This window comes from Pseudomonas sp. MF6751, assembly GCF_016613265.1.
Lineage (GTDB): Bacteria > Pseudomonadota > Gammaproteobacteria > Pseudomonadales > Pseudomonadaceae > Aquipseudomonas > Aquipseudomonas fluorescens_BV.
The window spans coordinates 26,820-49,341 of record NZ_JAENSV010000010.1 but is presented as its reverse complement, the minus strand read 5'-3'; the positions used below and the strand labels follow the sequence as shown (position 1 = coordinate 49,341).

Here is a 22,522-nt window from a genome sequence, read left to right as displayed (position 1 = left end):
TGCAACCTGCTGTGCCTATGATCGGTCGCCTGGTGGTGGTCGGCCTGGGGTTGATCGGTGGCTCCTTCGCCAAGGGCCTGCGTGAAAGCGGGCTGTGTGGCGAAGTGGTGGGCGTGGACCTCGACCCGCAGTCGCGCAAGTTGGCGGTGGAGTTGGGCGTGGTGGACCGCTGTGAAGCGGACCTGGCCGTTGCGTGCCAGGGCGCGGATGTGATCCAGCTCGCTGTGCCGATCCTGGCCATGGAGAAATTGCTGGCGGTACTGGCAGGCATGGACCTCGGGCAAGCGATCCTTACCGATGTGGGCAGCGCCAAAGGCAACGTGGTGCGCGCGGCACGATTGGCGTTTGGTGGCATGCCGCCGCGCTTTGTGCCGGGCCATCCAATTGCTGGCTCCGAGCAGAGCGGGGTGGAGGCATCCAATGCGCAGTTGTTCCGTCGGCATAAGGTGATCCTGACGCCGCTTGCGCAAACCGATCCAACGGCGTTGGCAGTGGTGGATCGTCTCTGGCGCGAGTTGGGCGCGGATGTGGAGCATATGCAGGTCGAGCGTCACGACGAAGTGTTGGCAGCGACCAGTCACTTGCCGCATCTGTTGGCATTTGGCTTGGTGGATTCGCTGGCCAAGCGCAACGAGAACCTCGAGATTTTCCGTTACGCGGCGGGTGGTTTTCGCGATTTCACGCGGATTGCCGGCAGCGAACCGGTGATGTGGCACGACATCTTTCTCGCCAATCGCGAAGCGGTGTTGCGTACCCTGGACACCTTCCGCAGTGATCTCGACGCCTTGCGCGACGCCGTGGATGCGGGAGACGGCCATCAACTGCTGGGCGTGTTCACCCGTGCGCGGGTGGCGCGTGAACATTTCAGCAAGATCCTCGCGCGCCGGGCCTACATGGAAACCGCAGTGAGCACCGATGACTTGACCTTCATCGCCAGCCCGGGTGGCCGCTTGAGCGGGCGCATCCGCGTGCCGGGTGACAAGTCGATCTCTCATCGTTCGATCATGCTGGGGTCGTTGGCCGAGGGTGTGACCGAGGTGGAAGGCTTCCTTGAGGGTGAAGACGCCCTGGCGACCTTGCAGGCTTTTCGTGACATGGGCGTGGTGATCGAGGGGCCACACCATGGACGAGTGACCATTCACGGTGTCGGCCTGCAGGGCCTGAAGGCTGCGCCGGGGCCGATCTATGTGGGTAATTCCGGCACATCGATGCGCCTGTTGGCCGGTGTATTGGCTGCGCAGAGCTTTGACAGCGTGCTGACCGGCGATGCCTCGCTGTCCAAGCGCCCGATGAACCGCGTAGCCAAGCCGCTGCGGGAAATGGGCGCGATCATCGAAACCGGACCGGACGGGCGTCCGCCACTGAGCATTCGTGGCGGGCAATCGCTCAAAGGCTTGAACTATGTACTGCCCATGGCCAGTGCCCAGGTGAAATCTTGCCTGTTGTTGGCGGGGTTGTACGCTGAGGGTAAAACCTCGGTGACCGAGCCCGCACCGACCCGCGACCACACCGAGCGCATGCTGCGCGGCTTTGGTTACCCGGTGGCGGTGCAGGGCGCGACGGCGTCGCTGGCGTCGGGGCATGGGTTGACCGCTACGCGTATTGAAGTGCCGGGGGATATTTCGTCTTCGGCGTTCTTCCTGGTGGCGGCCTCGATTGCCGAGGGCTCCGAGCTGTTGCTGGAGCATGTCGGTATCAACCCGACCCGCACCGGGGTAATCGATATCCTGCGGCTGATGGGGGCTGATATCACCCTTGAAAATCAGCGCGAGGTGGGCGGCGAGCCGGTTGCGGATCTACGTGTGCGTGCCGCCGCGCTCAAGGGCATCGAAATTCCAGAGGCCCTGGTGCCGTTGGCGATTGATGAGTTCCCTGTGCTGTTTATTGCCGCAGCCTGCGCTCAAGGTCGCACCGTTTTGCGCGGTGCCGAGGAGCTGCGGCTCAAGGAGTCCGATCGTATCCAGGTGATGGCCGACGGTCTGTTGGCCCTGGGCGTGAAGTGTGAACCCACGCCTGATGGGATTATCATTGACGGTGGCCCGATGGGCGGCGGTGAAGTGCATGCCCATGGCGATCACCGGATTGCCATGGCGTTCAGTGTGGCTTCCCTGCGGGCGATGGCGCCTATTCGTATCCTTGACTGCGCCAATGTTGCTACGTCTTTTCCGAACTTTCTGACACTGTGTGCCCAAGTCGGCATCCGTGTTGCCCAAGAGGCTCAATTGTGAATATCAAAGCACCGGTGATTACCATCGACGGGCCAAGCGGCTCGGGCAAAGGCACAATCGCTGGCATTCTGGCCAAGCGCCTGGGTTGGTGCCTGCTGGATTCTGGCGCGCTGTACCGCCTGCTGGCGTTCGCTGCGCACAACCATGGTGTGGACCTGACCAACGAAGAGTTGCTGACGAAGCTTGCCGCCCATCTGGATGTGCAGTTCATTGCGGCGACCGAGGGTCAGTTGCAGCGCATTATTCTGGAAGGTGATGAAGTCAGTGATGTGATTCGCACCGAGAGTATCGGCGCGGGCGCCTCCCAAGTGGCTGCGCTGCCCGCGGTGCGCGAGGCGCTGCTGCAGCGCCAGCGCGCATTCCAGGAGGCGCCGGGCCTGGTGGCTGATGGCCGCGACATGGGCACGGTGGTGTTTCCCGAGGCGCCGCTGAAGATTTTCCTGACCGCCAGCGCCGAGGAGCGGGCACGCCGCCGTTACTTGCAGTTGAAGGGCAAAGTCGATGGTGTTAGTCTGTCGAGTCTGCTAGATGAGATCCGTGCACGCGATGAGCGTGATACCCAGCGTGCGGTAGCCCCGCTCAAACCGGCGGCTGACGCCATACAGCTGGATTCCACGGAGCTGTCCATCGAGCAGGTGCTGGAACGCATCATGAGTGAAATCGCCATTCGCGATATCGCCGGGTGATCAAGAAGGCCGCAGGGGACCAGTCATAGTCCTGCGGTGGCTTCTTTTAACTGAAACTGACCCACACCGTCTGGGGTGTGGAGATGGGCGTATTCTTCGCCCTTATCAACAGGAATTAAAATGAGCGAAAGCTTTGCGGAACTCTTTGAAGAAAGCCTAAAAACCCTGAACCTTCAGGCAGGCTCCATCATCACCGGTGTTATCGTTGATATCGATTACCAAGCTCGCTGGGTAACCGTTCACGCTGGTCTGAAGTCTGAAGCTCTGATCCCGCTGGAACAGTTCTACAACGATGCTGGTGACCTGACTATCAATGTCGGTGACGAAGTTCACGTTGCTCTGGACTCGGTTGAAGACGGTTTCGGTGAAACCAAGCTGTCCCGTGAAAAAGCCAAGCGCGCTGAATGCTGGATTGTTCTCGAAGCAGCCTTCGCAGCTGAAGAAGTGGTCAAGGGCGTTATCAACGGTAAGGTTAAAGGCGGCTTCACTGTCGACGTTAACGGCATCCGTGCGTTCCTGCCAGGTTCTTTGGTCGACGTTCGTCCAGTGCGCGACACCACGCACCTGGAAGGCAAAGAACTCGAATTCAAAGTCATCAAGCTCGACCAGAAGCGCAACAACGTTGTCGTTTCCCGTCGCAGCGTGCTGGAAGCAGAGAACTCCGCCGAGCGTGAAGCTCTGCTGGAATCCCTGCAGGAAGGCCAACAAGTCAAAGGTATCGTCAAGAACCTCACCGATTACGGCGCATTCGTCGATCTGGGTGGCGTCGATGGCCTGCTGCACATTACCGACATGGCTTGGAAGCGTATCAAGCATCCTTCCGAAATCGTCAACGTTGGCGACGAGATCGATGTCAAGGTTCTGAAGTACGATCGTGAGCGTAACCGCGTTTCCCTGGGCTTGAAGCAGCTGGGCGAAGATCCATGGGTTGCTATCAAGGCTCGTTACCCAGAAAGCACTCGCGTAACTGCGCGTGTTACCAACCTGACCGACTACGGCTGCTTCGCAGAGCTGGAAGAAGGCGTGGAAGGCCTGGTACACGTTTCCGAAATGGACTGGACCAACAAGAACATCCACCCTTCGAAAGTCGTACAAGTCGGCGACGAAGTGGAAGTTATGGTTCTGGACATCGACGAAGAGCGTCGTCGTATCTCCCTGGGCATCAAGCAGTGCAAATCTAACCCATGGGAAGATTTCTCTGGCCAGTTCAACAAGGGCGATAAAATCTCCGGCACCATCAAGTCGATCACCGATTTCGGTATCTTCATTGGTCTGGACGGCGGCATCGACGGCCTGGTTCACCTGTCCGACATCTCCTGGAACGAAGTTGGCGAAGAAGCTGTTCGTCGTTTCAAGAAGGGCGACGAGCTGGACACCGTTATCCTGTCGGTTGACCCAGAGCGCGAGCGCATCTCCCTGGGTATCAAGCAACTGGAAAGCGATCCGTTCTCCGAGTACGTTCAAGAGAACGACAAAGGCGCCATCGTTAAAGGCACTGTGAAAGAAGTTGACGCCAAAGGCGCCATCATCGTTCTGGCCGACGATATCGAAGCGACTCTGAAAGCCTCCGAAATCAGCCGTGACCGCGTTGAAGACGCGCGCAACGTTCTGAAAGAAGGCCAGGAAGTAGAAGCCAAGATCATCAGCGTTGACCGCAAGAGCCGCGTGATTCAGCTCTCCATCAAGTCGAAAGACGAAGTGGAAGAGAAAGAAGCTATCCAGAGCCTGAAAGAAGCTGCTCCGGAAGCTGCTGCTGACACCACCATGGCGGCACTGCTGCGCCAGGCAATGGCTAAGCAGAACTAAGTTCTGTAAAGCTGTAGAAAAAGGGCGACCTCGGTCGCCCTTTTTTGTGCCTGAAATTTGATGAAGCAACTGCACCGAACGAAGGTGTTCAGCCCAATGTCAGAACTGACTATAGTTTTAAAAACGGCTATTTCGCGTTGCTGACTCAATAAGGGTTTGAATGAACAGAATTATCGTAGTACTCGCTTTGCTGGCGCTTGCAGGCTGCTCCTCTACCAGCGCCAAGACCCACGCCAAGCGCGGCGTCAGCGGCATCGAGATCGACTGCTCTGGCCTGGGCAACAAGTGGGAAAAGTGCGAAAAACGCGCCGCCCGTGAGTGCAAGATGCAGGGCTACAAGGTCATTACCCGCTCCAGTGATGCGGAGGACGAAGAGGGCGACTACCTGTTCGGCTGGAACCCTGCTGGCGCGGTGACGCGGACCATGTTGGTAATCTGTAAGTAAGGGGTTGACCGCTCGCTGAGCGTGTTTATTCAGCCCCACATAAGTTGACACATGGGCTGTTCAAATTCATCAACTCATGCTAAAACCTTCGGAGCGCTTTTCCTAGCTGCTTGAAAAAGAAGGGAAAAATATGACGAAGTCGGAGTTGATCGAACGAATTGTCACCCATCAAGGGCTGCTCTCATCCAAGGATGTGGAGCTGGCTATCAAGACCATGCTTGAGCAAATGTCCCAATGCCTCGCCACCGGAGATCGCATCGAAATCCGCGGCTTCGGCAGCTTCTCCCTGCACTACCGCGCACCGCGCGTAGGCCGCAACCCAAAAACCGGCCAATCCGTCAGCCTTGACGGCAAATTCGTTCCCCACTTCAAACCGGGCAAGGAATTGCGCGATCGGGTGAACGAAGAAGAGGAAGAAGGCGTCTGAGTGTTTTTGGGGAAGGAGAAGGGTATGCGTGGGTTTAAGCGCGTTGTTGCGGTGTTGATTGCGGTGCTTGCGGCTTTGGTGGTTCTGGCGTTTGTGCTGGAGAACCAGCAGGGCGTGGCACTGTCGTTCCTGGGGTGGAGTACTGCGCAGATGCCGGTGGCGGTGTTTGTGGTGGTGGCTTTGATTGTGGGGATGTTGATTGGGCCGGTGTTGGGGGTGGTTGCTCGTAGGCGGCCGCAAAGGACAGCCGTGAGTAGTCGAATTTAAGCTGACGTTCTCTCCTGTCAAGGCTGTCGACGTTATCCCTACGTGACCATTGTCAGGGATAGTGCTCCTGTCCGCCGTCTCCCCGTTTGCGTAGGTATAGCTATTAGCCTGTATGAGGCCGCAACCATCAATTAGTTTATGTGCCATCGTCGCTCTTTCGAGATTCACTACTAGCCTCACAGGGATAAGGCGGTTTCGTTGACAGAGTAGGATTCGTCCTACATGCAAGTGAAGGCTTGTAATATGCCAGAGAGATGGCAGAATGGAATCTGTTCTCGATAACAGGCATCTTGTGCGCTCAAAATTTAGCAGAGACGCTGATTTTGACGGGCATGCAATTAAAATAAAAACACGCAATCATGTCTGCATAACGAGCCCGCAGTTTCTCTTTGAAGGCAGGCCTTTGTTGTGAGTAGTAGCTTCCGCGTCCCTCCGGTACTTTCGTCTGGTGAAATCGATCTCGCCGCGCTTCTAAGCGCCGTATGGCAAAAAAAGAAAATCATCATGCTCGCCGCGATTGGTTTCGGCCTGGTAGCTGCATGCTATGCATTTCTGATAACTCCTCAGTACCAAGTCAGCAGCGTATTGAGGCCTGCCGCGCTTAACGAACTCGATGCGCTTAATCGCTCAGAGGTGTACAAGCTTCCTCCCAGTGAAGCGTTGATCAAAGTAGGGGCATCTCTTGAGTCTTACGATACTCGGTTGGGCTTTTTTCGAGCTAATCAGAAGCTATTTGAACGATTCGTACGACCGGGCCAAACCCTTGAGCAGAGCTTTGAAGAATTCAATCGTGATTCGATTGAATTGATCCCGCCGGACCCTAATAAAATGGGCTTGCTCAGTGCGAATATCCGAATCGAAATGATCTATTCCAAAGGGGTGGATGGCGTAAGTATTCTCAACGGTTTTGTCGATTATGCTATTGAGGAGGAGCGTCATCAGATAGCTGCCGATATGGACGTGATTGTCAAAAACCGGTTAGCTGAACTCAACGGTAAGCTAACCGCCGCGCGAGCGAATTATGATATTGAAAAAGAGGCTCGAATTGAATCGCTCCGCGAGGCTGATAATTTGAAGCGTGCTCAACTGCAAGATGAGCTCAAGGCATTACGCAATCAGCTGAAAGCTCAGCGTGCCGACCGAATAGCTCAACTGAGCGAAGCTATCGGAATAGCTAAATCGCTGGGAATCAAAAAGCCTACAACGCCTTCAGCCATGGGTGACGTCGAAAAGCTTGCTTCTGCAACCATGATGCGCACCGAGATCAACAATCAGCAAACACCACTTTACTTCATGGGAGTTGACGCGCTGGAGGCAGAGCGGACTGCTCTTGCTAAGCGGAAATCCGATGATTTTACAGAGGGTCGAATAGCGCAAATTGCTAAAGAGCTTCAACTGCTTCAGGCGAATCGCGAGGTGGAAGTGCTGAATCAGCGTAAAAAAGAGGATATTTTTTTGGTAGGCGTCCAGCCGCTTCGTTCCGAAATGGCTCGTCTTCAGGCGCTGAATATAGATATGAGCAGGATTAGGCTGGTAAATGTCGATAAGCTCGCGCTCGAGCCATTGGCACCTATCAAGCCAAAAAAGATACTCATCGTCCTACTCGGTGTTTTGTTGGGCGGTGTGCTCGCACTCCTGTTGGTGGTCTGCCGGTATGTGGCCTCTAGAAATTCGGCCTTAGCGACTCAGGTGAATATGCCTAAGCGGTGCTGACCGAAGATCACGCTCGGGGACGTCTTGGATGCGCTCCCACTGCGTGAAACTCAGGTGGCGCTTAGCTGTCGAAGCCTTGAGCTTGGTACAATGTTATTTTTCCACATTTGTATTTTGCGATCAGCGATCCGGAGGCTGGATTGCTGACCATTGAGCGATATGGCTTGTTGCTGGGCTACAAAAATATTCTCAAAAAAACGCACCGATGTTGACTGGCTTTGATATTAGTGAAAGAGATTTCTCGACGGGCCCTCGTCAGGCGGGAGTCCGTGTACGGCACCCGCCAAAAAATTTTGGAGGGGTGGTGTTTTTCTAACGTCGCACAATTGTATTGATGGGTATTTAAATGAGTAATGTTGATTATTTGGTTTCCATTGTGATTGCTACCCATAATCGGTCTAAATACGCGATTCCTTGTATTGAAAGTTTGCTAAGTATTGGTTCCAGCGAAATTCAAGTAGTTGTTCATGACACTAGCAATGATGTTTGTGAGCTGGCTGCCTGGGCTGGCCAAAGCGCCGATAGTCGATTGATTTATGTCCACTGGGCGGACCGGTTATCCATGACCGAAAATCATGAGCGTGCGCTCAAGCTAGCTACGGGTGAGTATATCTGTTTAATTGGTGATGATGATACTGTCTCGAGTTACATTATTGATATCGCAAACTATGCAAAAAAACAAAATATTAAAATGCTTACGCCGAAAGTTAAAGCTGCATATTACTGGCCTGATTTTAGAACTAAAAACTACGGTGCGGCCCACGCGGGGCGTATCTATCTGTCACACTTTGATTATTCGCTGACCAAGTATGGCGTTAAAGAAAGGCTCGACGAAGCGCTATCGTTAGCTTGCCAGGGCACTGATGGAATGCCGAAGCTTTATCACGGTTTGGTTTTACGCTCATTGTTGGATGATATCAGAGCCTTAAATGGTACCTTGTTATATGGTACAAGCCCTGATATGTCGGCCTCCGTTTCGCTTTGTTTGACCGGCGGCGAATACTACCTGATTGATTTTCCCTTCACTATGCCAGGAGGAGGCGGCGGCAGTAACAGCGGTCGTAGCGCAACAGGTAAACATAAGGGAGGTTTGGACAAGGATCCGCATTTGACACCGTTCAAAAATCTCAATTGGTCAACATTTATTCCTCGCTTTTTCAGTGTGGAAACCGTATGGGGACATGCGGCTTGGGATACTTTGGAACATCGTAAATCAGTCACCGGTTACAATCTTTCTCGCCTCTATGCATTGTGCTTTTTTCATCATCCTGACTATGCGCGTGAAACCTATCAGGCTTGGCTCAACGCTAAGCAGTCTGGATTGCCGAACGTCGGCACATTGGCCGTGTGTCGTGAGATTGTTTCGGTGGCTGGAAAGTACGTCCTAGCGAAGTTAAAAAGAGTTTTAAAGCCGGCTCCTAGCAATGGCTCAGAGGTTATCGCCGTTGTAGAAAATGTTGCGTTGGCTCGAAAGAGGCTTGATGAGCGCCTATTCAAAAAACTTGCGGGCAGTGACTTGCATACTCGGTTAACGGATCTGCCCGTGTTGCGTAAGTAATCATGGGTCAGTATGTGATCAAGCGAAGCAACCTCAGAGCGTTATTGTTTGCCAGTCTTTCCGGAAGGATGATCTATGCAATAGCGAGTTTGGTGGCACTGCCACTTCTGTCGAAGTTGTTAGGCGCTGAAGCAGTAGGGCTCGTTGGATTTTTTTCAACCATCGTTATGGTTATGATGGTGTTCGAAGGAGGCTTGACCAGTAACGTAATACAGCAGCTGGCGTGGCGTCGAGTAAGGGAGGAGCGCGCGCCGAGGCGCTTTTCGGCTTCGTCGGGTTCTTTGATACTGACGTATGTAGGTTTTTTTGCGGCTGTTGGGGCTGTTTTAGCTTTTATAATCATTGGGCTTTCGGATGCCATCGTTCAGCAATGGTTAAAGTTTTCAGAACTTTCGAATGCACAGGTGGAATACTCTGTAAAATGCATGGGAGTGTTCGTTGGACTCAATTTGCCAGTGATGATCCTGCAAGGAGTATTCGTAGGTCGAGAGCAACAGGTAAAGCTCAATGCTCTCTATATACCTTATTCGTTGGCAAGGACTATCGGTGTGCTATTGGTCATGCTGGCGTTTCCGGACTGGCGCAGTGTCGAAGAGTATTTCCTGATTCAGGTATTTATTCAAATCACTTATTTGTTTTTGTTGATCGTAGTTTTATCAAAAGAGTTTGCGGCCGTGCTAGGCGCCCTATCCTTTCGGTTTTTGTATCTCAAAAGAGGATGGAAGTTTAGTCGTGGCGTTCTGTTGATATCGATTACTTCAATTTTTGTCGTGCAAATTGATAAATTGTATCTGAGTGGTAACTCATCACTCGCAGATTATGCGGCTTACTCCCTGGCCAGTACATTGGCTGGATTTCCTTATATATTTTCGACAGCGTTGAATTCGGTGCTTTTTCCGAGATTCTCCATAAATCTTGACGTCGCAGATGAGTCTAAAGTGGCGAGCTTATTCGGGGTATCCTGTGCTGCCATTACATTCTTGATGGTTGTGTTGTGTGTGGCGGTGTATTTTTTTTGCGGACACCTGCTCGCGCTGTTTTTTACCTCTGACCTTGCAGCCAGTATAGGCCTGATTTTGCCTATTCTGTTAATCGGCACAGCGCTGCAGTCTGTTTTGATTGTGCCGTTCGCCTTACAGTTGGCGGCGAAGTGGACGAGTTTAGCTTTGCGCCTTAATTTATTCTGGATCCCAATTGTGTTGCTGTTGTTACCGGCATTGGTGCACAAGTTTGGTGTCATGGGAGGCGCCTACGCTTGGCTTATTTATAATGTATTCTCTACGGCATTGACATTTATTTTGGTAGCCAGGAGGTTTTCTTTCCTAAAGGCAGTCAATGCCGAATTACTGCGCATTTTTGCAGTAACGCTAATATCATCTGTGGTTATCTGCTATACGGCAAAAGCTGTAGCTGCTGCCTTTTTGGATACTTACGCTGCGCTTGCCTTTGAGACGGTGTGCGTACTGGTAATTGTCTTGGTAGGAGGGTATATTTTCAGAAAAAAATTAGTGCATTTTAGATAGGTTTGCGCGTAAGCACTGGCGGAGTTGAGAGGAGGTCGCGATGAAAGTATTGGTATTGGGTGTTACGGGAATGCTTGGCAGTGCAGTGTTCAAGAGAATGGACCTTGATGCTCGCTACGAAGTGCGAGGCACAATGCGTAGCCCTTCCGGACTGAAGTATTTCAACGAAGGGCAACAAGCCAAGCTTATTTCTAATTTGGACGTGTTGAATGCTGATGAGCTAACAACGCTGTTCGTGAACGAACGACCGGATGCGGTTATCAACTGCGTTGGTTTAATCAAGCAATTCTCCAGCGCAAAAGATCCGCTTGCTACGCTACCGATCAACGCTTTACTTCCTCATCGTTTGGCTAAGCTTTGCGACTTGGTAGGCGCTCGGTTCGTACAGATCAGCACTGATTGCGTTTTCTCTGGCACCAAGGGCGGTTACGTGGAGTCTGATATTTCAGATGCTGAAGATCTTTATGGAAAGTCGAAATATATAGGTGAGGTAATAGATTCGAAAAACGCCATAACGCTGCGTACGTCTATTATTGGTCGTGAGTTGAACTCGACTAATTCTCTGGTTGACTGGTTTTTGAGCCAGTCTGGTAGCGTGAAGGGTTATTCGAGAGCTATTTTTTCGGGTCTTCCAACCGATGAACTTGCAAACGTCATCGCTGATTACGTGCTTCCGCGTACTGACATATTCGGTCTTTATCACGTTTCAGCTGATCCGATTGACAAATTCTCGTTATTGGGGCTCGTCAAGCGTGAATACAAGAAAGAAACGGTGATAGTAGCGGATGAGACGCTGAAGATTGACCGTTCACTAGACTCATCACGATTTCGCTCAGCGGTAGGCTATAATCCCTCACCCTGGAATGTGCTGATAGCAAACATGCACGCGGCATCTTAAGCTCACTCAATTTAGGTATTCACATGTTTGACAATAAAGTTTTGATGATCACCGGCGGGACAGGCTCCTTCGGAAATACGGTGCTCAAACGTTTTCTAGATACGGAAGTTAAAGAGATCCGCATATTCAGTCGAGATGAAAAGAAACAGGAAGATATGCGTATTGCTTTGTCCAACGACAAAGTTAAATTCCACATCGGCGATATTCGAGATTACGCGAGTATTTCTCAGGCTATGGTCGGCGTGGATTATGTGTTCCACGCGGCGGCCCTCAAACAAGTGCCATCGTGTGAGTTTTTTCCGATGGAAGCAGTTAAAACCAACGTTCTCGGGACAGAAAATCTACTTAATGCAGCTATCGCATGTAATGTTAAGCGAGTCGTTGTGTTGAGTACGGATAAAGCGGTTTATCCAATTAACGCTATGGGTATATCCAAGGCGATGGCTGAGAAATTGGTAATTGCCAAGTCTCGGATGATCCCGTCTGACTCTGAGACAGTAATTTGCGCTACTCGGTACGGCAATGTTATGGCTTCACGAGGATCGGTAATTCCGCTGTTCGTTAACCAATTGAAAAATGATCAGGCGCTAACTGTAACTGATCCGAATATGACAAGATTTCTAATGTCCTTGGAAGACTCGGTTGATTTGGTGCTGCATGCGTTTGAACACTCTGAGCAAGGCGATATTTTTGTTCAGAAAGCTCCTGCTTCGACGGTTGAAAATCTGGCGCAAGCGCTGAAAGAGCTGTTTTCAAAGTCAGGAGAAGTAAAAGTTATCGGTACCCGTCACGGTGAAAAACTGTACGAGTCGCTAATTTCGCGCGAAGAAATGGCTAAATCAGAAGACATGGGGCGTTACTACCGCATTCCGGCAGATAACCGAGATCTCAATTACGAAAAATATTCTTTGAGTGGCGAGCAGGAGGTTTCCCTCACAGAAGACTACACTTCGCATAATACTCATCGCTTGACTGTTGAGCAGATCAAAGAAGTGCTATTAAAGCTTGATTATATCCAGGATGAACTTGCCCAGCACGCTAAGTAAGGCAAACGGGGTAGTCATCGGTAGCGGCGACAGCTGCTGCCGTGACCAGGCGCAGAGTCATTCCCTCTGTGAGGACGCTAATGTCCTGAGGGAATGGCAAAACGGGAAAGTGTTTGAAAGATAGACTTTGCCTGATGCCAATTTAAGAGTTCATGGGTTCGCACATGCCTTACTATGTAGTTAGCGTATTAATTTTTGTCACTTCCAGTATCTTTGGTGCTTACACTCGGTTTCCACGTTTTTTTTTAGTGCTCGGTTTGTTGCCGATGGCAATGCTGGCGTTACTTCGAGGTGACGTGGGCGTTGACACAGCTGTTTATCTTCAAGAAATTCAAAAAATTATTACCGTTGGTGAGTATACGCATACGTTTGAGCCTTTTTTCGAGGCTCTGGTCCTCTTACTGTCGATCTTTTTTGACAGTCCGAGAGCAATTTTGGCGACACTCGGACTGTTCACGACATTGTTTTTGATCTGCGGAAAAATTGATAAATTTCAATCGCCATTTATTTTTTGTGCGTTTTTGATTCCTGCATATTACTTTGATATGGTCATGAACGGTGTGCGTTACGGGTTGTCCTTCTCTATCGTGTATTTTGCATTGCCGTACTTACGAGATCGCAAGGATTTGAAATTTATATTTTGGGTGTTGGTAGCAGGGCTAGTTCAAAGTTCAGGTGGGCTGCTGGGCATTATTCTTTACGTGTTGTACAGTCGCCGTTGGAAAGTGCTAATAGCATGTTCCGCGCTCTTTTCCTTGGTTCTGTTATTTACGTATAAATATTTCCTTGCGAAACTCGAAAACTATTCTGGGCTGTATACAACTTCTCTGTTTTCGGGTGCGTCGACACTGGTCGTAACCGCGGTATCTTTATTTATATGGATGCTGGATCCGGGGACTCGTAAAAATACATTACCCGCCTGCTTGATTCTGTTGAGTTTGGCCGTTTTGATGTTTGGACTGGCCCAGTACTCTTATGCGGGTTTGCGGTTTCTGCAGTTGATAAATTTTGCGGTTATCTTATTCTTTATCGTGTCGATGTCGGCAGGGCGTGTCACATTGAGCAAAATAACTAAGATTTCACTGGTTGGTTTGGCTATTTTGGCGTTCGTTTTGAAGATGAAAAATTTTGCTGACAGTGCAGGCGAAGGTGCGTCTCCGTTTGTTCCTTATTTGTTTTTTTGGGAGGAAGCATGATGTCACCCTCACTGTGTTCCATAATTGTGCCGATGTATAATGTTGAAAGCTATATTCTGCGGTGTTTAAAAAGTTTAAGTGCGCAGACGTTTTCAAATGTGGAAATTATTATTGTGGATGACGGCTCCACGGATGGGTCTGTTGCTATTTGTGAACAATATTTTGAAGACGCGGACAATTTTATAATATTAAAACAGCAAAATAGCGGGCAGGGCGTTGCGCGAAATTTGGGTATGAGTGCGGCGTCTGGAGATTATTTGCTTTTTGTCGATGCGGATGATTGGATTGACCCAGACCTGTGTTCTGACTTGATTAAGCGCATGGACGATGAGCAGCTGGATTTTATAAACTACGGCTTAGACTTCATTGACCAGAATGAGCGGGTGGTGCATAAAATTGACAGTTTTCGATTTACACATCTTACGGGGGAGGCGATTTTTACTGCCGCGATGATGGACGACGCCGTTCTCTCAAGCCCTGTGAATAAGTTGTACCGTCGATCGTTTATCAATAAGCACCAAATCAATTTTCCTCCGGTACGCGCCTGTGAAGATATGTTTTTTTCAAGAGCTATCTCGTTTTTTTCCAGCAAAACTGCGTTTGTCTCAAAAGTCTATTATCATGCGTTGGTACGAGATGGCAGCACAAGCCGTTCGATCGGGGAGGCATTTTTTACTTCGCTCATGCAAACGCTCGAATTTGAGAGGCAGTTTCTGACAACTAATGGTGCTTGGGAAAAATACAGCACATTGTATTTTGCCCATTCAGCCAAACAGATCGCTCATGCGATAGTATTGGCAGCGTTTCGTATGCCAGCCTATTCGAACTATTCACGTACCCTTCGGGCATTGCGTGGGTCGTCAATTATGAAAAGTGCTAATCGTACGGATGTGCGCGGTTTGCTCGGGTTAAAGCATAGAGCTGTTCTTACATTGAGCGGCTCACCTTTGATTTTACGCGCGATAGCCAACGGTATAGGCTTATGCGGATATTCCCCTTATTAATAGGTTTACAGTCGTGCTAAAAGTTTACGGTTTTTGGGGTTTTATAAAGTTGATGCTTGATGTCATCTATACTCGATTGTTTTACCCCGTTGCGAGGATCGTGCGCAGGCCTTTTTATATCCGTGGTCGGCGCTACGTCAAGTTGGGTAAGAATTTTACAACCGGTGTAGGGTGCAGAGTTGACGCATTTCCTTCCACGCCTGGGTATTGTCTGGAAATCGGTGAAGACGTACAGATCAATGACTATGTTCATATTGGTAGTGCCCTGTCAATCAAGATCGGCAATCGAGTCTTGATCGCGAGTAAAGTCTTTATCAGTGATCACAACCATGGCGTTTACAAGGGGAGCGGTAAACACTCGTCTCCTTTTGAAAATCCGGCAGTTCGTGAGATTGTGTCTGCGCCTGTTGTTGTTGAGGACGATGTTTGGTTGGGCGAATTCGTCTGCGTGTTACCTGGAGTGACTATTGGCAAGGGCAGTATTGTCGGCGCCATGTCAGTCGTAACACACGACGTTCCACCGATGAGTATTGCTGTGGGTTCGCCTGCGAAAGTTATAAAAGTATATGATGTCGAAAGTTCAGCTTGGGTGAATGTGTGATGGGAGCGAGTAACGCGTCAACAGGCAATGCGCGAGTTGCAGTTTTATTGGCTGCTTACAATGGTACTCAGTGGCTGGAAGAGCAGGTCGACTCGATTTTGAATCAGCAAGGCGTTGAGGTTACTCTTTTCGTCAGTGTTGATGTATCTTCCGACGGGACCGAACAGTGGTTTGAGGATTTGAGTCGTCGCGACGCCAGAGTTCGTGTATTGCCGTTAGGCTTAAAATTTGGCGGCGCAGCCAAGAATTTTTTTAGATTGATTCGTGATGTCGATTTCAGCAGCTTCGATTACGTTTCGTTTTCTGATCAAGATGATATCTGGATTGCCGACAAACTGGTTTCCGCTCACCAGAAACTCTCCATGTCCGACTGTTTGGCGTACTCGTGTAATGTTACGGCTTTTTGGGCTGATGGTCGTCAAGCACTTCTCGATAAATCACAAAAACAACGGAAATACGATTTTGTTTTTGAAGCGGCTGGGCCCGGTTGTGGCTATGTTTTCAGCGTGCCTCACGCACTTCGCTTCAAGCAGTTTCTGCAGGAAAATTGGGTGCAGGTAAATGAGGTTTCGTTGCATGACTGGCTCGTCTATGCGTGGTATCGCGCAAATAACTTCGCCTGGTTTATTGACCCCTCGTCAAAAATTTTGTACCGCCAACATAGTCACAATCAAGTCGGTGCTAATTTAGGTTTTAAGCCATTGCTCGGTCGCTTAGCGTTGATGCGTTCTGGTTGGTACAGAAATGAAATTTCCAAAATTTCAGGTTTATTATCTGCGCATCTTCCTCGGTTACCCGCTGTCTTGATCAAACGGGGCAAGGTACCGCTGTCATTTTTGATAAAAAATCTCCATAGCACTCGTCGTCGATTTAGAGACCGTATGTTTTTAGCGATTGTTATTGTCTTGGGTATTTACTAGTGAGGGCTTAGGACGATGACTAAGGTATTTGTAACTGGCGCTTCTGGATTTCTGGGAGCGGCGCTAATAGAGTGCTTGGCTGCTCAGGGCTTTTCATGTACTGCTGCCCTGCGTCGGTCGGTCGCGAATTTGCCGCCAGCTGTCCAGACCGTAAAGTTCGACTCGCTGGATGATGCTCTCGATTGGTCGCATGCGCTGGCGGGTCAGGAGGTGGTCGTGCATTGCGCCGCGCGCGTTCACGTCATGAACGATACGTCTGCTGATCCGCTTGTTGAGTACCGCAAAGTAAATGTCTTGGGAACGTTACATTTAGCTGCTCAGGCCGCAGCTGCCGGCGTCAGGCGGTTTATTTTTATCAGTTCTATCAAGGTAAATGGCGAGTCAACTCAGAAGGGAGCGCCATTCAGAGCGGATGACGCACCTTCGCCACGTGACCCTTATGGTGTCTCGAAAATGGAAGCCGAAAAAGGTTTGCTGGCGTTAGCTGCAGAGACCGGGATGGAAGTCGTAATTATTCGACCGGTGTTAGTCTATGGGCCTGGGGTGAAGGCTAACTTTCAAAGTATGATGCGATGGATGGATAAAGGCGTACCGTTGCCGTTCGCAGCCATCGATAATCGCAGGAGTTTAGTGGCTCTAGATAACTTGGTCGATTTGATCATCACATGCATAGGCCATCCGAGTGCGTCTAATCAGATATTTTTGGTAAGTGATGGTGATGATTTGTCAACGGCTGGCCTACTTGCCAGAATGGCTCAGGCGTTAAACAAACGTGCGCGTCTTTTTCCCGTTCCGGCTTATTTATTACAAGGGGCGGCAGCGTTACTAGGGAAAAGTAATATTTCTCAACGGTTGTTAGGTTCACTGCAAGTTGATATTTCCAAAACCAAAAAATTATTGCAGTGGGAACCGCCGTTATCAGTTGATGCGGCTTTGAAGGCAACGGCGGTTCATTACAAGGAACTTAAAAAGTCATGACTTACGGTTTTTGGGCTATCATAGTTTTTTTACTGTCTCTTAGCCTTACTTGGGCATTACGCCGTTACGCCTTGTCTCGCAATATTATTGATGTTCCAAACGGGAGGAGTTCACACTCGGTCCCGACGCCTCGCGGAGGCGGGGTTGCAATTGTGCTGACGTTCTTGCTGTCTCTGGGTATATTAGGCTATACCCAGATTTTGCCTTTGGCCGTTCCGCTTGGTCTGGGCGGCGCGGGTGCGTTAATTGCTATTGTCGGTTTTATGGACGATCACGGTCATATCGCAGCACGTTGGCGGTTGCTTGGTCATTTTTCCGCTGCGGTTTGGGCTCTCTTCTGGCTAGGCGGGCTACCGACGTTTCACGTTGTAGGCGTCGATGTTAATTTTGGTTGGTTCGGGCATATACTTGCAGTATTTTACTTAGTATGGATGCTCAATTTATATAATTTCATGGACGGAATAGACGGTATCGCCAGCGTTCAGGCAATCTGCGCTTGCTTAGGCGCGTGCCTGATTTATTGGTTGGTGGGTGCCGCCTATCTGATATGGGTTCCATTTATTCTCGCGATGGCCGTCGCTGGTTTTCTATTTTGGAACTTTCCTCCTGCTCGTATTTTTATGGGGGACGCTGGCAGTGGGTTTCTGGGCATAGTGCTCGGGATTATCTCTATTCAAGCCGCATGGGCGTCATCTCAGTTACTTTGGGCCTGGTTAATTCTGCTGGGTGTTTTTATCGTTGACGCGACATACACGTTGTTTCGACGACTGCTGCGCGGTGACAAGGTTTACGAGGCACATCGCAGTCATGCCTATCAATACGCTTCAAGATCGGTGGGGACGCATCGTCCGGTGACACTTGCCGTGGGAGCCATCTGCCTATTCTGGTTGTTGCCGTGGGCACTGGCGGTTACGTTGCTTCAGCTGGACGGACTCATGTGTCTGTTATTGGCCTATTTCCCATTGATTGCGCTGGCTATCAAGTTTCGTGCAGGGATGCTTGAGAAGGTCGATTGATTTTTTTCGCGATTTTTCAGACGGAGCTGTCCGATAGACGTAGAATGTGCGCTGGCGCGCGTTGATAGCAGGAGCAGTCTTGGTGGACGAAGGGCTTATGGAACGATTAAGGGCGGTACTTGTAGGGCTTCCACGCCGCAAGAAACGGCTTATTCAAGTATCCACCGACATACTGGTGGTATGGGCGGCGCTTTGGCTGGCATTTGTCGTAAGGCTCGGTTTGGAGGAATGGGTCAATCCACTGCGGGACCATCTCTGGTTATTCATCGCCGCGCCAATAGTTGCCATTCCCTTGTTCGTCCGTTTTGGGATGTACAGGGCTGTGATGCGCTACTTCGGAAATGATGCGCTTATTGCGATTATAAAGGCGGTCAGTCTTTCGTCTCTCATTCTGGGTGTATTGGTGTACTGGTACAGTAATCACCAGAATGTCGTCCCCCGCTCTATTATTTTCAATTACTGGTGGCTCAGCCTGATTATGGTGGGCGGCCTGCGTTTGGCGATGCGTCAATTTTTTCTGGGCGATTGGTTCGCGGCGGCTCAGCATGTACCTTTCACAAGTCGTGAAAATGGTCTGCCGAGAGTAGCCATCTATGGAGCGGGTGCGGCGGGTAACCAATTGGTTGCTGCGTTGAGAATGGGACGGGTCATGCGTCCGGTCGCATTCATAGACGATGACCCGACTATTTCTGATCGAGTTATTTCCGGGCTTCAGGTTTATAAGCCCAAGCACATTCAACGCATGATTGACGTGACAGGCGCCGACGAAATCCTCTTGGCCATTCCTTCTTCCAACCGTGGCCGTCGCCGTGAAATCCTCGGTTTTTTAGAAAGGTATTCACTCCATGTGCGCAGCGTTCCGGGATTCATGGACTTGGCCAGCGGACGGGTCAAGGTTGATGACATTCAGGAAGTTGACATTGCAGACCTCCTTGGGCGAGATACGATACCCGCGCAGGAAGATTTGCTGGAACACTGTATCAAAGGGCAGACTGTTCTGGTGACGGGTGCCGGGGGATCAATCGGCTCTGAGCTTTGCCGACAGATTCTGGCGTTACGTCCGACCACTTTGCTGCTGTTTGAACATAGTGAGTTCAATCTTTATAGCATTCTTTCGGAGCTTGAGCAGCGAGTTGTACGCGAGTCGTTGTCGGTTAAAATATTGCCGATGCTAGGCTCCGTGCGCGACCAGTCGAAGTTGATGGACGTGATGAACACATGGCGTGTCGACACTGTTTATCATGCGGCCGCTTACAAGCATGTACCCATGGTTGAGCACAACATTGCCGAAGGCGTATTGAACAATGTTATCGGTACGCTGAACACTGCGCAGGCTGCACTTCAGGCAGGCGTGTCTAACTTCGTATTGATTTCCACCGACAAGGCCGTCCGCCCGACCAATGTCATGGGTAGTACCAAGCGTCTCGCTGAGTTAACGCTCCAAGCATTGAGCCGTGAATTGGCGCCTGTATTATTCGGTGATACATTTAACGTTTCGCGGGTTAATAAAACTCGCTTCACGATGGTGCGTTTCGGCAATGTGTTGGGTTCGTCCGGCTCAGTTATTCCGCTATTCTATAAGCAGATCAAATCGGGCGGCCCGCTCACGGTGACGCATCCGAAGATCACTCGGTACTTCATGACTATCCCAGAAGCAGCACAACTGGTTATTCAAGCCGGGTCCATGGGGCTTGGCGGCGATGTGTTCGTGCTGGATATGGGAGAGCCAGTCAAGATAGTAGAGCTTGCTGAGAAGATGGTGCATCTCTCAGGCTTGAGTGTTCGTTCGGACAAAAATCCCCACGGCGATATTGCCATCGAGTTTTCCGGCCTGCGTCCTGGCGAGAAGCTTTACGAAGAGCTGCTGATTGGTGACAACGTCGTTGCTACCCTGCACCCGATGATCATGAGTGCCAACGAAGATCATCTGTCATGGGAAGTACTTAAAGGCAAGCTCACCGAGTTGCTTGCTGCGGTTGAGGAAGATGACTACACCCGTGTTCGCCAGCTCCTGCGCGACACCGTCAGCGGCTATTCCCCCGATGGCGAAATCGTCGACTGGATCTACCAACAACGTCGCCTGGAACCTTGAGTTAACACCCTGTTACTCACCCCTTTTTGACACCCTCCACCCATCGCCTAACGTAGAAAAGCAGCTTCGGAAAAGCTGCTTTTTTCTCTTACCGATGTCATGGAGCGTCACCAATGCAAAACCTCTACCTCTCATCCCTCATCTTCGCCTTCCTCACCAGCTTCTCCATCGCCACCACCGCTGCGCCGTCCATCAAGCCAGAGCCCCCAACCCCCATCTCCACTCAGATGACCAAGACCGAACAATCTTCCAAGGTCAACCTCAACGCCGCCGACGCCGAAACCCTGCGTCGCGATCTGTTCGGCATTGGTGCTTCCAAGGCGAAGGCAATCATCGCCTATCGCGAGAGCAACGGCCCGTTCACGGCGGTGGATGAGTTACTGGAAGTGAAAGGCATCGGCAAGGCATTGCTGGAAAAGAATCGCGACAGGCTGGTTATTAATTGAGGATCTGAAAACAGCGCGGAGGGCCGGTCATACACCGGCCTTTCCTTTAACTAACCGACCTTGCGATTTCCTCACTGACGCAGCATTGGCACGAAACGTGGTTACCTCTTCCTCAGTGATTGTTCAACAATCTCGAGGTAACAATGCCACTCACTTTATCTTTAGCCGACCAGATCGCTCTGGAACTGCGCGCCGACATCATCGGCGGCCGGCTGTTACCTGGCATGCCGTTGATCGAGGTCGATCTGGTCAAGGCCTACAACGCATCACGCAATACGATTCGCGAGGCGCTGCATCGTCTGGGCCAGGAGGGTCTGACTCGCTATGTCCGCAACAAGGGCGTCATGGTTCGGCGATTGGAGCGAGCAGAAGTGCGCGACCTTTTCGTCGTCCGCCGCACCCTGGAATTGCAGGCCATAGCCCAAAGCGGCCCGCTGACGGACGCTCAATCGACACATATGCAAAACGCCATTGACGCCACACACTTGGCCCGGGAGCGCGAAGACTGGCGGGCTGTGGCGACTCACAGCCTGGCGTTTCACCAACAGATCGTCGCGTTGATGGGCAGCCCGTTGTTCGACGAGTTCTTCGCCCAGGTGATTGCCCAGTTGCGCCTGGCGTTCTGCGCCGCGCCTGACGAGCAGCGTTTCCAGTCACCCTGGCTGGAGCGTGACCATGAGATATACACATTGCTAACCCGCAACCAAACCCAGGCCGCCAGCGATGCGATGAGCCTGTATCTGGACTATTCAGAACACCTTTCCCTTGCTTTGTTTGATCACCCTTGATGGAGGATTGCCCCATGTACAAAGACTATCCCGCCGCTTACCAGGTCAGCAAAGGTTCGGCGTTGCAGGTGGATACGGCGTTCTATGAGCGTATTCGTGATCAGAAAACCCAGCGCACGTTGATCGAACAGTTCGAGGTGCCGATCCGTACGGGGAGGGCGTGGAAGGTGCCGGCCGGGCATGTGTTTCGTGTGACCACGCCGGTGGGGCCGCAGGTGGGGGACTTTAATGTCTGGAGCGCCAATGATCCGCGCGAACGTTTGTGGGCTGCGCGCACTCGTCAGCTGCAAGGCGCTCATGTCAGCACCCATGATCGGTTGTGGTCGAACCTGCCCTTTTTAAGGCCCTTGGTCACGATCACCGATGACAGCCTGGCCAGCTACGGCATTGATGAGCACGGTGGGCGTTTGCATGACTTGTTGGGCACGCGGTGCGACCCCTATGTGAACCGTATGCTGACGGGGGAGGACTTTCATCACCATTGCCACTCGAACCTGACCCGTGCGGTATTGCCCCATGGGCTGACGGAGTTCGATGTGCATGACGTGTTGAATATTTTCCAGTGCACCGGGCTCAATCACGATGACATGTACTTTATGAAGGCCTGTCCGGCGCAGAAGGGCGATTACCTGGAGTTCTTTGCCGAGATTGATTTGCTGTGTGCGTTGTCGACGTGCCCAGGCGGGGATTTGTCGCTACCGATGTGGGGGCCGGAGGCGCAGGACCCGTTGACGGTGTGTCGGCCGTTGGGGGTGGAGATCTATAGGCTGGAGGATGAGTTGCTCAGTGGCTGGAGCCAGCCCGAGCGTGCGGCCTATAAGGGGCAACATGGGTTGCATATTGCCAAGGCGGATTGGGAGTAGGGGGGGCTGCTTCGCAGCCCA

General features: G+C 51.2%; 21 protein-coding genes. All 21 read left to right on the top strand.

Annotation, left to right across the window (positions count from 1 at the left end; genetic code table 11):
* Positions 1–17: 17 nt before the first annotated feature.
* Positions 18–2,228 carry a bifunctional prephenate dehydrogenase/3-phosphoshikimate 1-carboxyvinyltransferase gene (locus JJD66_RS11190; RefSeq protein WP_234452214.1) on the top strand — a complete coding sequence of 737 codons (2,211 nt, stop codon included), beginning with the start codon at positions 18–20 and terminating at the stop codon, positions 2,226–2,228.
* A complete protein-coding gene (gene cmk, locus JJD66_RS11185) occupies positions 2,225–2,914 on the top strand; it encodes a (d)CMP kinase (protein WP_003189772.1) in 690 nt (229 codons plus the stop codon). The genes JJD66_RS11190 and cmk overlap by 4 nt, the downstream gene beginning before the upstream one ends.
* 120 nt (positions 2,915–3,034) lie before the next feature.
* Positions 3,035–4,720: a 30S ribosomal protein S1 gene (gene rpsA, locus JJD66_RS11180; protein ID WP_003189774.1), complete on the top strand. Its 1,686-nt coding sequence runs from the start codon at positions 3,035–3,037 to the stop codon at positions 4,718–4,720.
* A gap of 160 nt (positions 4,721–4,880) precedes the next feature.
* A complete protein-coding gene (locus JJD66_RS11175; RefSeq protein WP_197882956.1) occupies positions 4,881–5,165 on the top strand; it encodes a hypothetical protein in 285 nt (94 codons plus the stop codon).
* 130 nt (positions 5,166–5,295) lie between these two features.
* The gene (gene ihfB, locus JJD66_RS11170) at positions 5,296–5,592 is read left to right on the top strand and encodes an integration host factor subunit beta (protein ID WP_003189779.1); all 297 of its coding nucleotides are present in this window, start codon (positions 5,296–5,298) and stop codon (positions 5,590–5,592) included.
* Between the two features lie 24 nt (positions 5,593–5,616).
* Positions 5,617–5,859, top strand: coding sequence for a LapA family protein (locus JJD66_RS11165; RefSeq protein WP_200648146.1), 243 nt, complete (start codon positions 5,617–5,619; stop codon positions 5,857–5,859).
* A 408-nt stretch (positions 5,860–6,267) separates the two neighbouring features.
* Positions 6,268–7,572 carry a Wzz/FepE/Etk N-terminal domain-containing protein gene (locus tag JJD66_RS11160; protein ID WP_198714838.1) on the top strand — a complete coding sequence of 435 codons (1,305 nt, stop codon included), beginning with the start codon at positions 6,268–6,270 and terminating at the stop codon, positions 7,570–7,572.
* 346 nt (positions 7,573–7,918) lie between these two features.
* Positions 7,919–9,130: a glycosyltransferase gene (locus JJD66_RS11155; RefSeq protein WP_198719299.1), complete on the top strand. Its 1,212-nt coding sequence runs from the start codon at positions 7,919–7,921 to the stop codon at positions 9,128–9,130.
* 2 nt (positions 9,131–9,132) lie between these two features.
* Positions 9,133–10,653, top strand: a complete 1,521-nt coding sequence (locus JJD66_RS11150; RefSeq protein WP_198719296.1) for a hypothetical protein — start codon at positions 9,133–9,135, stop codon at positions 10,651–10,653.
* Positions 10,654–10,693: 40 nt separating this feature from the next.
* Positions 10,694–11,551, top strand: coding sequence for a dTDP-4-dehydrorhamnose reductase family protein (locus JJD66_RS11145; RefSeq protein WP_198716878.1), 858 nt, complete (start codon positions 10,694–10,696; stop codon positions 11,549–11,551).
* 23 nt (positions 11,552–11,574) lie between these two features.
* Positions 11,575–12,597 carry a polysaccharide biosynthesis protein gene (locus JJD66_RS11140; protein ID WP_198716879.1) on the top strand — a complete coding sequence of 341 codons (1,023 nt, stop codon included), beginning with the start codon at positions 11,575–11,577 and terminating at the stop codon, positions 12,595–12,597.
* 164 nt (positions 12,598–12,761) lie between these two features.
* On the top strand, positions 12,762–13,793 hold the full coding sequence (locus JJD66_RS11135) for an EpsG family protein (RefSeq protein WP_200648145.1): 1,032 nt from the start codon (positions 12,762–12,764) through the stop codon (positions 13,791–13,793).
* Entirely contained in the window at positions 13,793–14,797 is a 1,005-nt protein-coding gene (locus tag JJD66_RS11130; protein ID WP_198719323.1) for a glycosyltransferase family 2 protein, read from the top strand. The genes JJD66_RS11135 and JJD66_RS11130 overlap by 1 nt, the downstream gene beginning before the upstream one ends.
* Positions 14,798–14,810: 13 nt before the next feature.
* Positions 14,811–15,398, top strand: a complete 588-nt coding sequence (locus JJD66_RS11125; RefSeq protein ID WP_325167104.1) for an acyltransferase — start codon at positions 14,811–14,813, stop codon at positions 15,396–15,398.
* Complete coding sequence (locus JJD66_RS11120) at positions 15,398–16,318, top strand: glycosyltransferase (RefSeq protein WP_198715168.1); 921 nt, start codon at positions 15,398–15,400, stop codon at positions 16,316–16,318. Before JJD66_RS11125 ends, JJD66_RS11120 begins: the two co-directional genes overlap by 1 nt.
* A gap of 15 nt (positions 16,319–16,333) precedes the next feature.
* Positions 16,334–17,296, top strand: a complete 963-nt coding sequence (locus JJD66_RS11115; RefSeq protein ID WP_198715169.1) for a UDP-glucose 4-epimerase family protein — start codon at positions 16,334–16,336, stop codon at positions 17,294–17,296.
* Positions 17,293–18,312 carry an MraY family glycosyltransferase gene (locus tag JJD66_RS11110; RefSeq protein ID WP_198715170.1) on the top strand — a complete coding sequence of 340 codons (1,020 nt, stop codon included), beginning with the start codon at positions 17,293–17,295 and terminating at the stop codon, positions 18,310–18,312. The genes JJD66_RS11115 and JJD66_RS11110 overlap by 4 nt, the downstream gene beginning before the upstream one ends.
* A 97-nt stretch (positions 18,313–18,409) precedes the next feature.
* On the top strand, positions 18,410–20,404 hold the full coding sequence (locus tag JJD66_RS11105; RefSeq protein WP_198715181.1) for a polysaccharide biosynthesis protein: 1,995 nt from the start codon (positions 18,410–18,412) through the stop codon (positions 20,402–20,404).
* Between the two features lie 113 nt (positions 20,405–20,517).
* On the top strand, positions 20,518–20,850 hold the full coding sequence (locus JJD66_RS11100; RefSeq protein WP_120247699.1) for a ComEA family DNA-binding protein: 333 nt from the start codon (positions 20,518–20,520) through the stop codon (positions 20,848–20,850).
* 143 nt (positions 20,851–20,993) lie between these two features.
* Positions 20,994–21,638, top strand: coding sequence for a GntR family transcriptional regulator (locus JJD66_RS11095; RefSeq protein ID WP_200648144.1), 645 nt, complete (start codon positions 20,994–20,996; stop codon positions 21,636–21,638).
* A 14-nt stretch (positions 21,639–21,652) separates the two neighbouring features.
* The gene (locus JJD66_RS11090) at positions 21,653–22,501 is read left to right on the top strand and encodes an urea carboxylase-associated family protein (RefSeq protein ID WP_198715172.1); all 849 of its coding nucleotides are present in this window, start codon (positions 21,653–21,655) and stop codon (positions 22,499–22,501) included.
* Positions 22,502–22,522: the final 21 nt, after the last annotated feature.

Coding starts and splice junctions, on each gene's coding strand:
- JJD66_RS11190 (WP_234452214.1), top strand. CDS start 18: ATGATCGGTCGCCTGGTGGTGGTCGGCCTGGGGTTGATCGGTGGCTCC.
- rpsA (WP_003189774.1), top strand. CDS start 3,035: ATGAGCGAAAGCTTTGCGGAACTCTTTGAAGAAAGCCTAAAAACCCTG.
- JJD66_RS11175 (WP_197882956.1), top strand. CDS start 4,881: ATGAACAGAATTATCGTAGTACTCGCTTTGCTGGCGCTTGCAGGCTGC.
- ihfB (WP_003189779.1), top strand. CDS start 5,296: ATGACGAAGTCGGAGTTGATCGAACGAATTGTCACCCATCAAGGGCTG.
- JJD66_RS11165 (WP_200648146.1), top strand. CDS start 5,617: ATGCGTGGGTTTAAGCGCGTTGTTGCGGTGTTGATTGCGGTGCTTGCG.
- JJD66_RS11155 (WP_198719299.1), top strand. CDS start 7,919: ATGAGTAATGTTGATTATTTGGTTTCCATTGTGATTGCTACCCATAAT.
- JJD66_RS11150 (WP_198719296.1), top strand. CDS start 9,133: ATGGGTCAGTATGTGATCAAGCGAAGCAACCTCAGAGCGTTATTGTTT.
- JJD66_RS11145 (WP_198716878.1), top strand. CDS start 10,694: ATGAAAGTATTGGTATTGGGTGTTACGGGAATGCTTGGCAGTGCAGTG.
- JJD66_RS11140 (WP_198716879.1), top strand. CDS start 11,575: ATGTTTGACAATAAAGTTTTGATGATCACCGGCGGGACAGGCTCCTTC.
- JJD66_RS11135 (WP_200648145.1), top strand. CDS start 12,762: ATGCCTTACTATGTAGTTAGCGTATTAATTTTTGTCACTTCCAGTATC.
- JJD66_RS11130 (WP_198719323.1), top strand. CDS start 13,793: ATGTCACCCTCACTGTGTTCCATAATTGTGCCGATGTATAATGTTGAA.
- JJD66_RS11120 (WP_198715168.1), top strand. CDS start 15,398: ATGGGAGCGAGTAACGCGTCAACAGGCAATGCGCGAGTTGCAGTTTTA.
- JJD66_RS11115 (WP_198715169.1), top strand. CDS start 16,334: ATGACTAAGGTATTTGTAACTGGCGCTTCTGGATTTCTGGGAGCGGCG.
- JJD66_RS11110 (WP_198715170.1), top strand. CDS start 17,293: ATGACTTACGGTTTTTGGGCTATCATAGTTTTTTTACTGTCTCTTAGC.
- JJD66_RS11105 (WP_198715181.1), top strand. CDS start 18,410: ATGGAACGATTAAGGGCGGTACTTGTAGGGCTTCCACGCCGCAAGAAA.
- JJD66_RS11100 (WP_120247699.1), top strand. CDS start 20,518: ATGCAAAACCTCTACCTCTCATCCCTCATCTTCGCCTTCCTCACCAGC.
- JJD66_RS11095 (WP_200648144.1), top strand. CDS start 20,994: ATGCCACTCACTTTATCTTTAGCCGACCAGATCGCTCTGGAACTGCGC.
- JJD66_RS11090 (WP_198715172.1), top strand. CDS start 21,653: ATGTACAAAGACTATCCCGCCGCTTACCAGGTCAGCAAAGGTTCGGCG.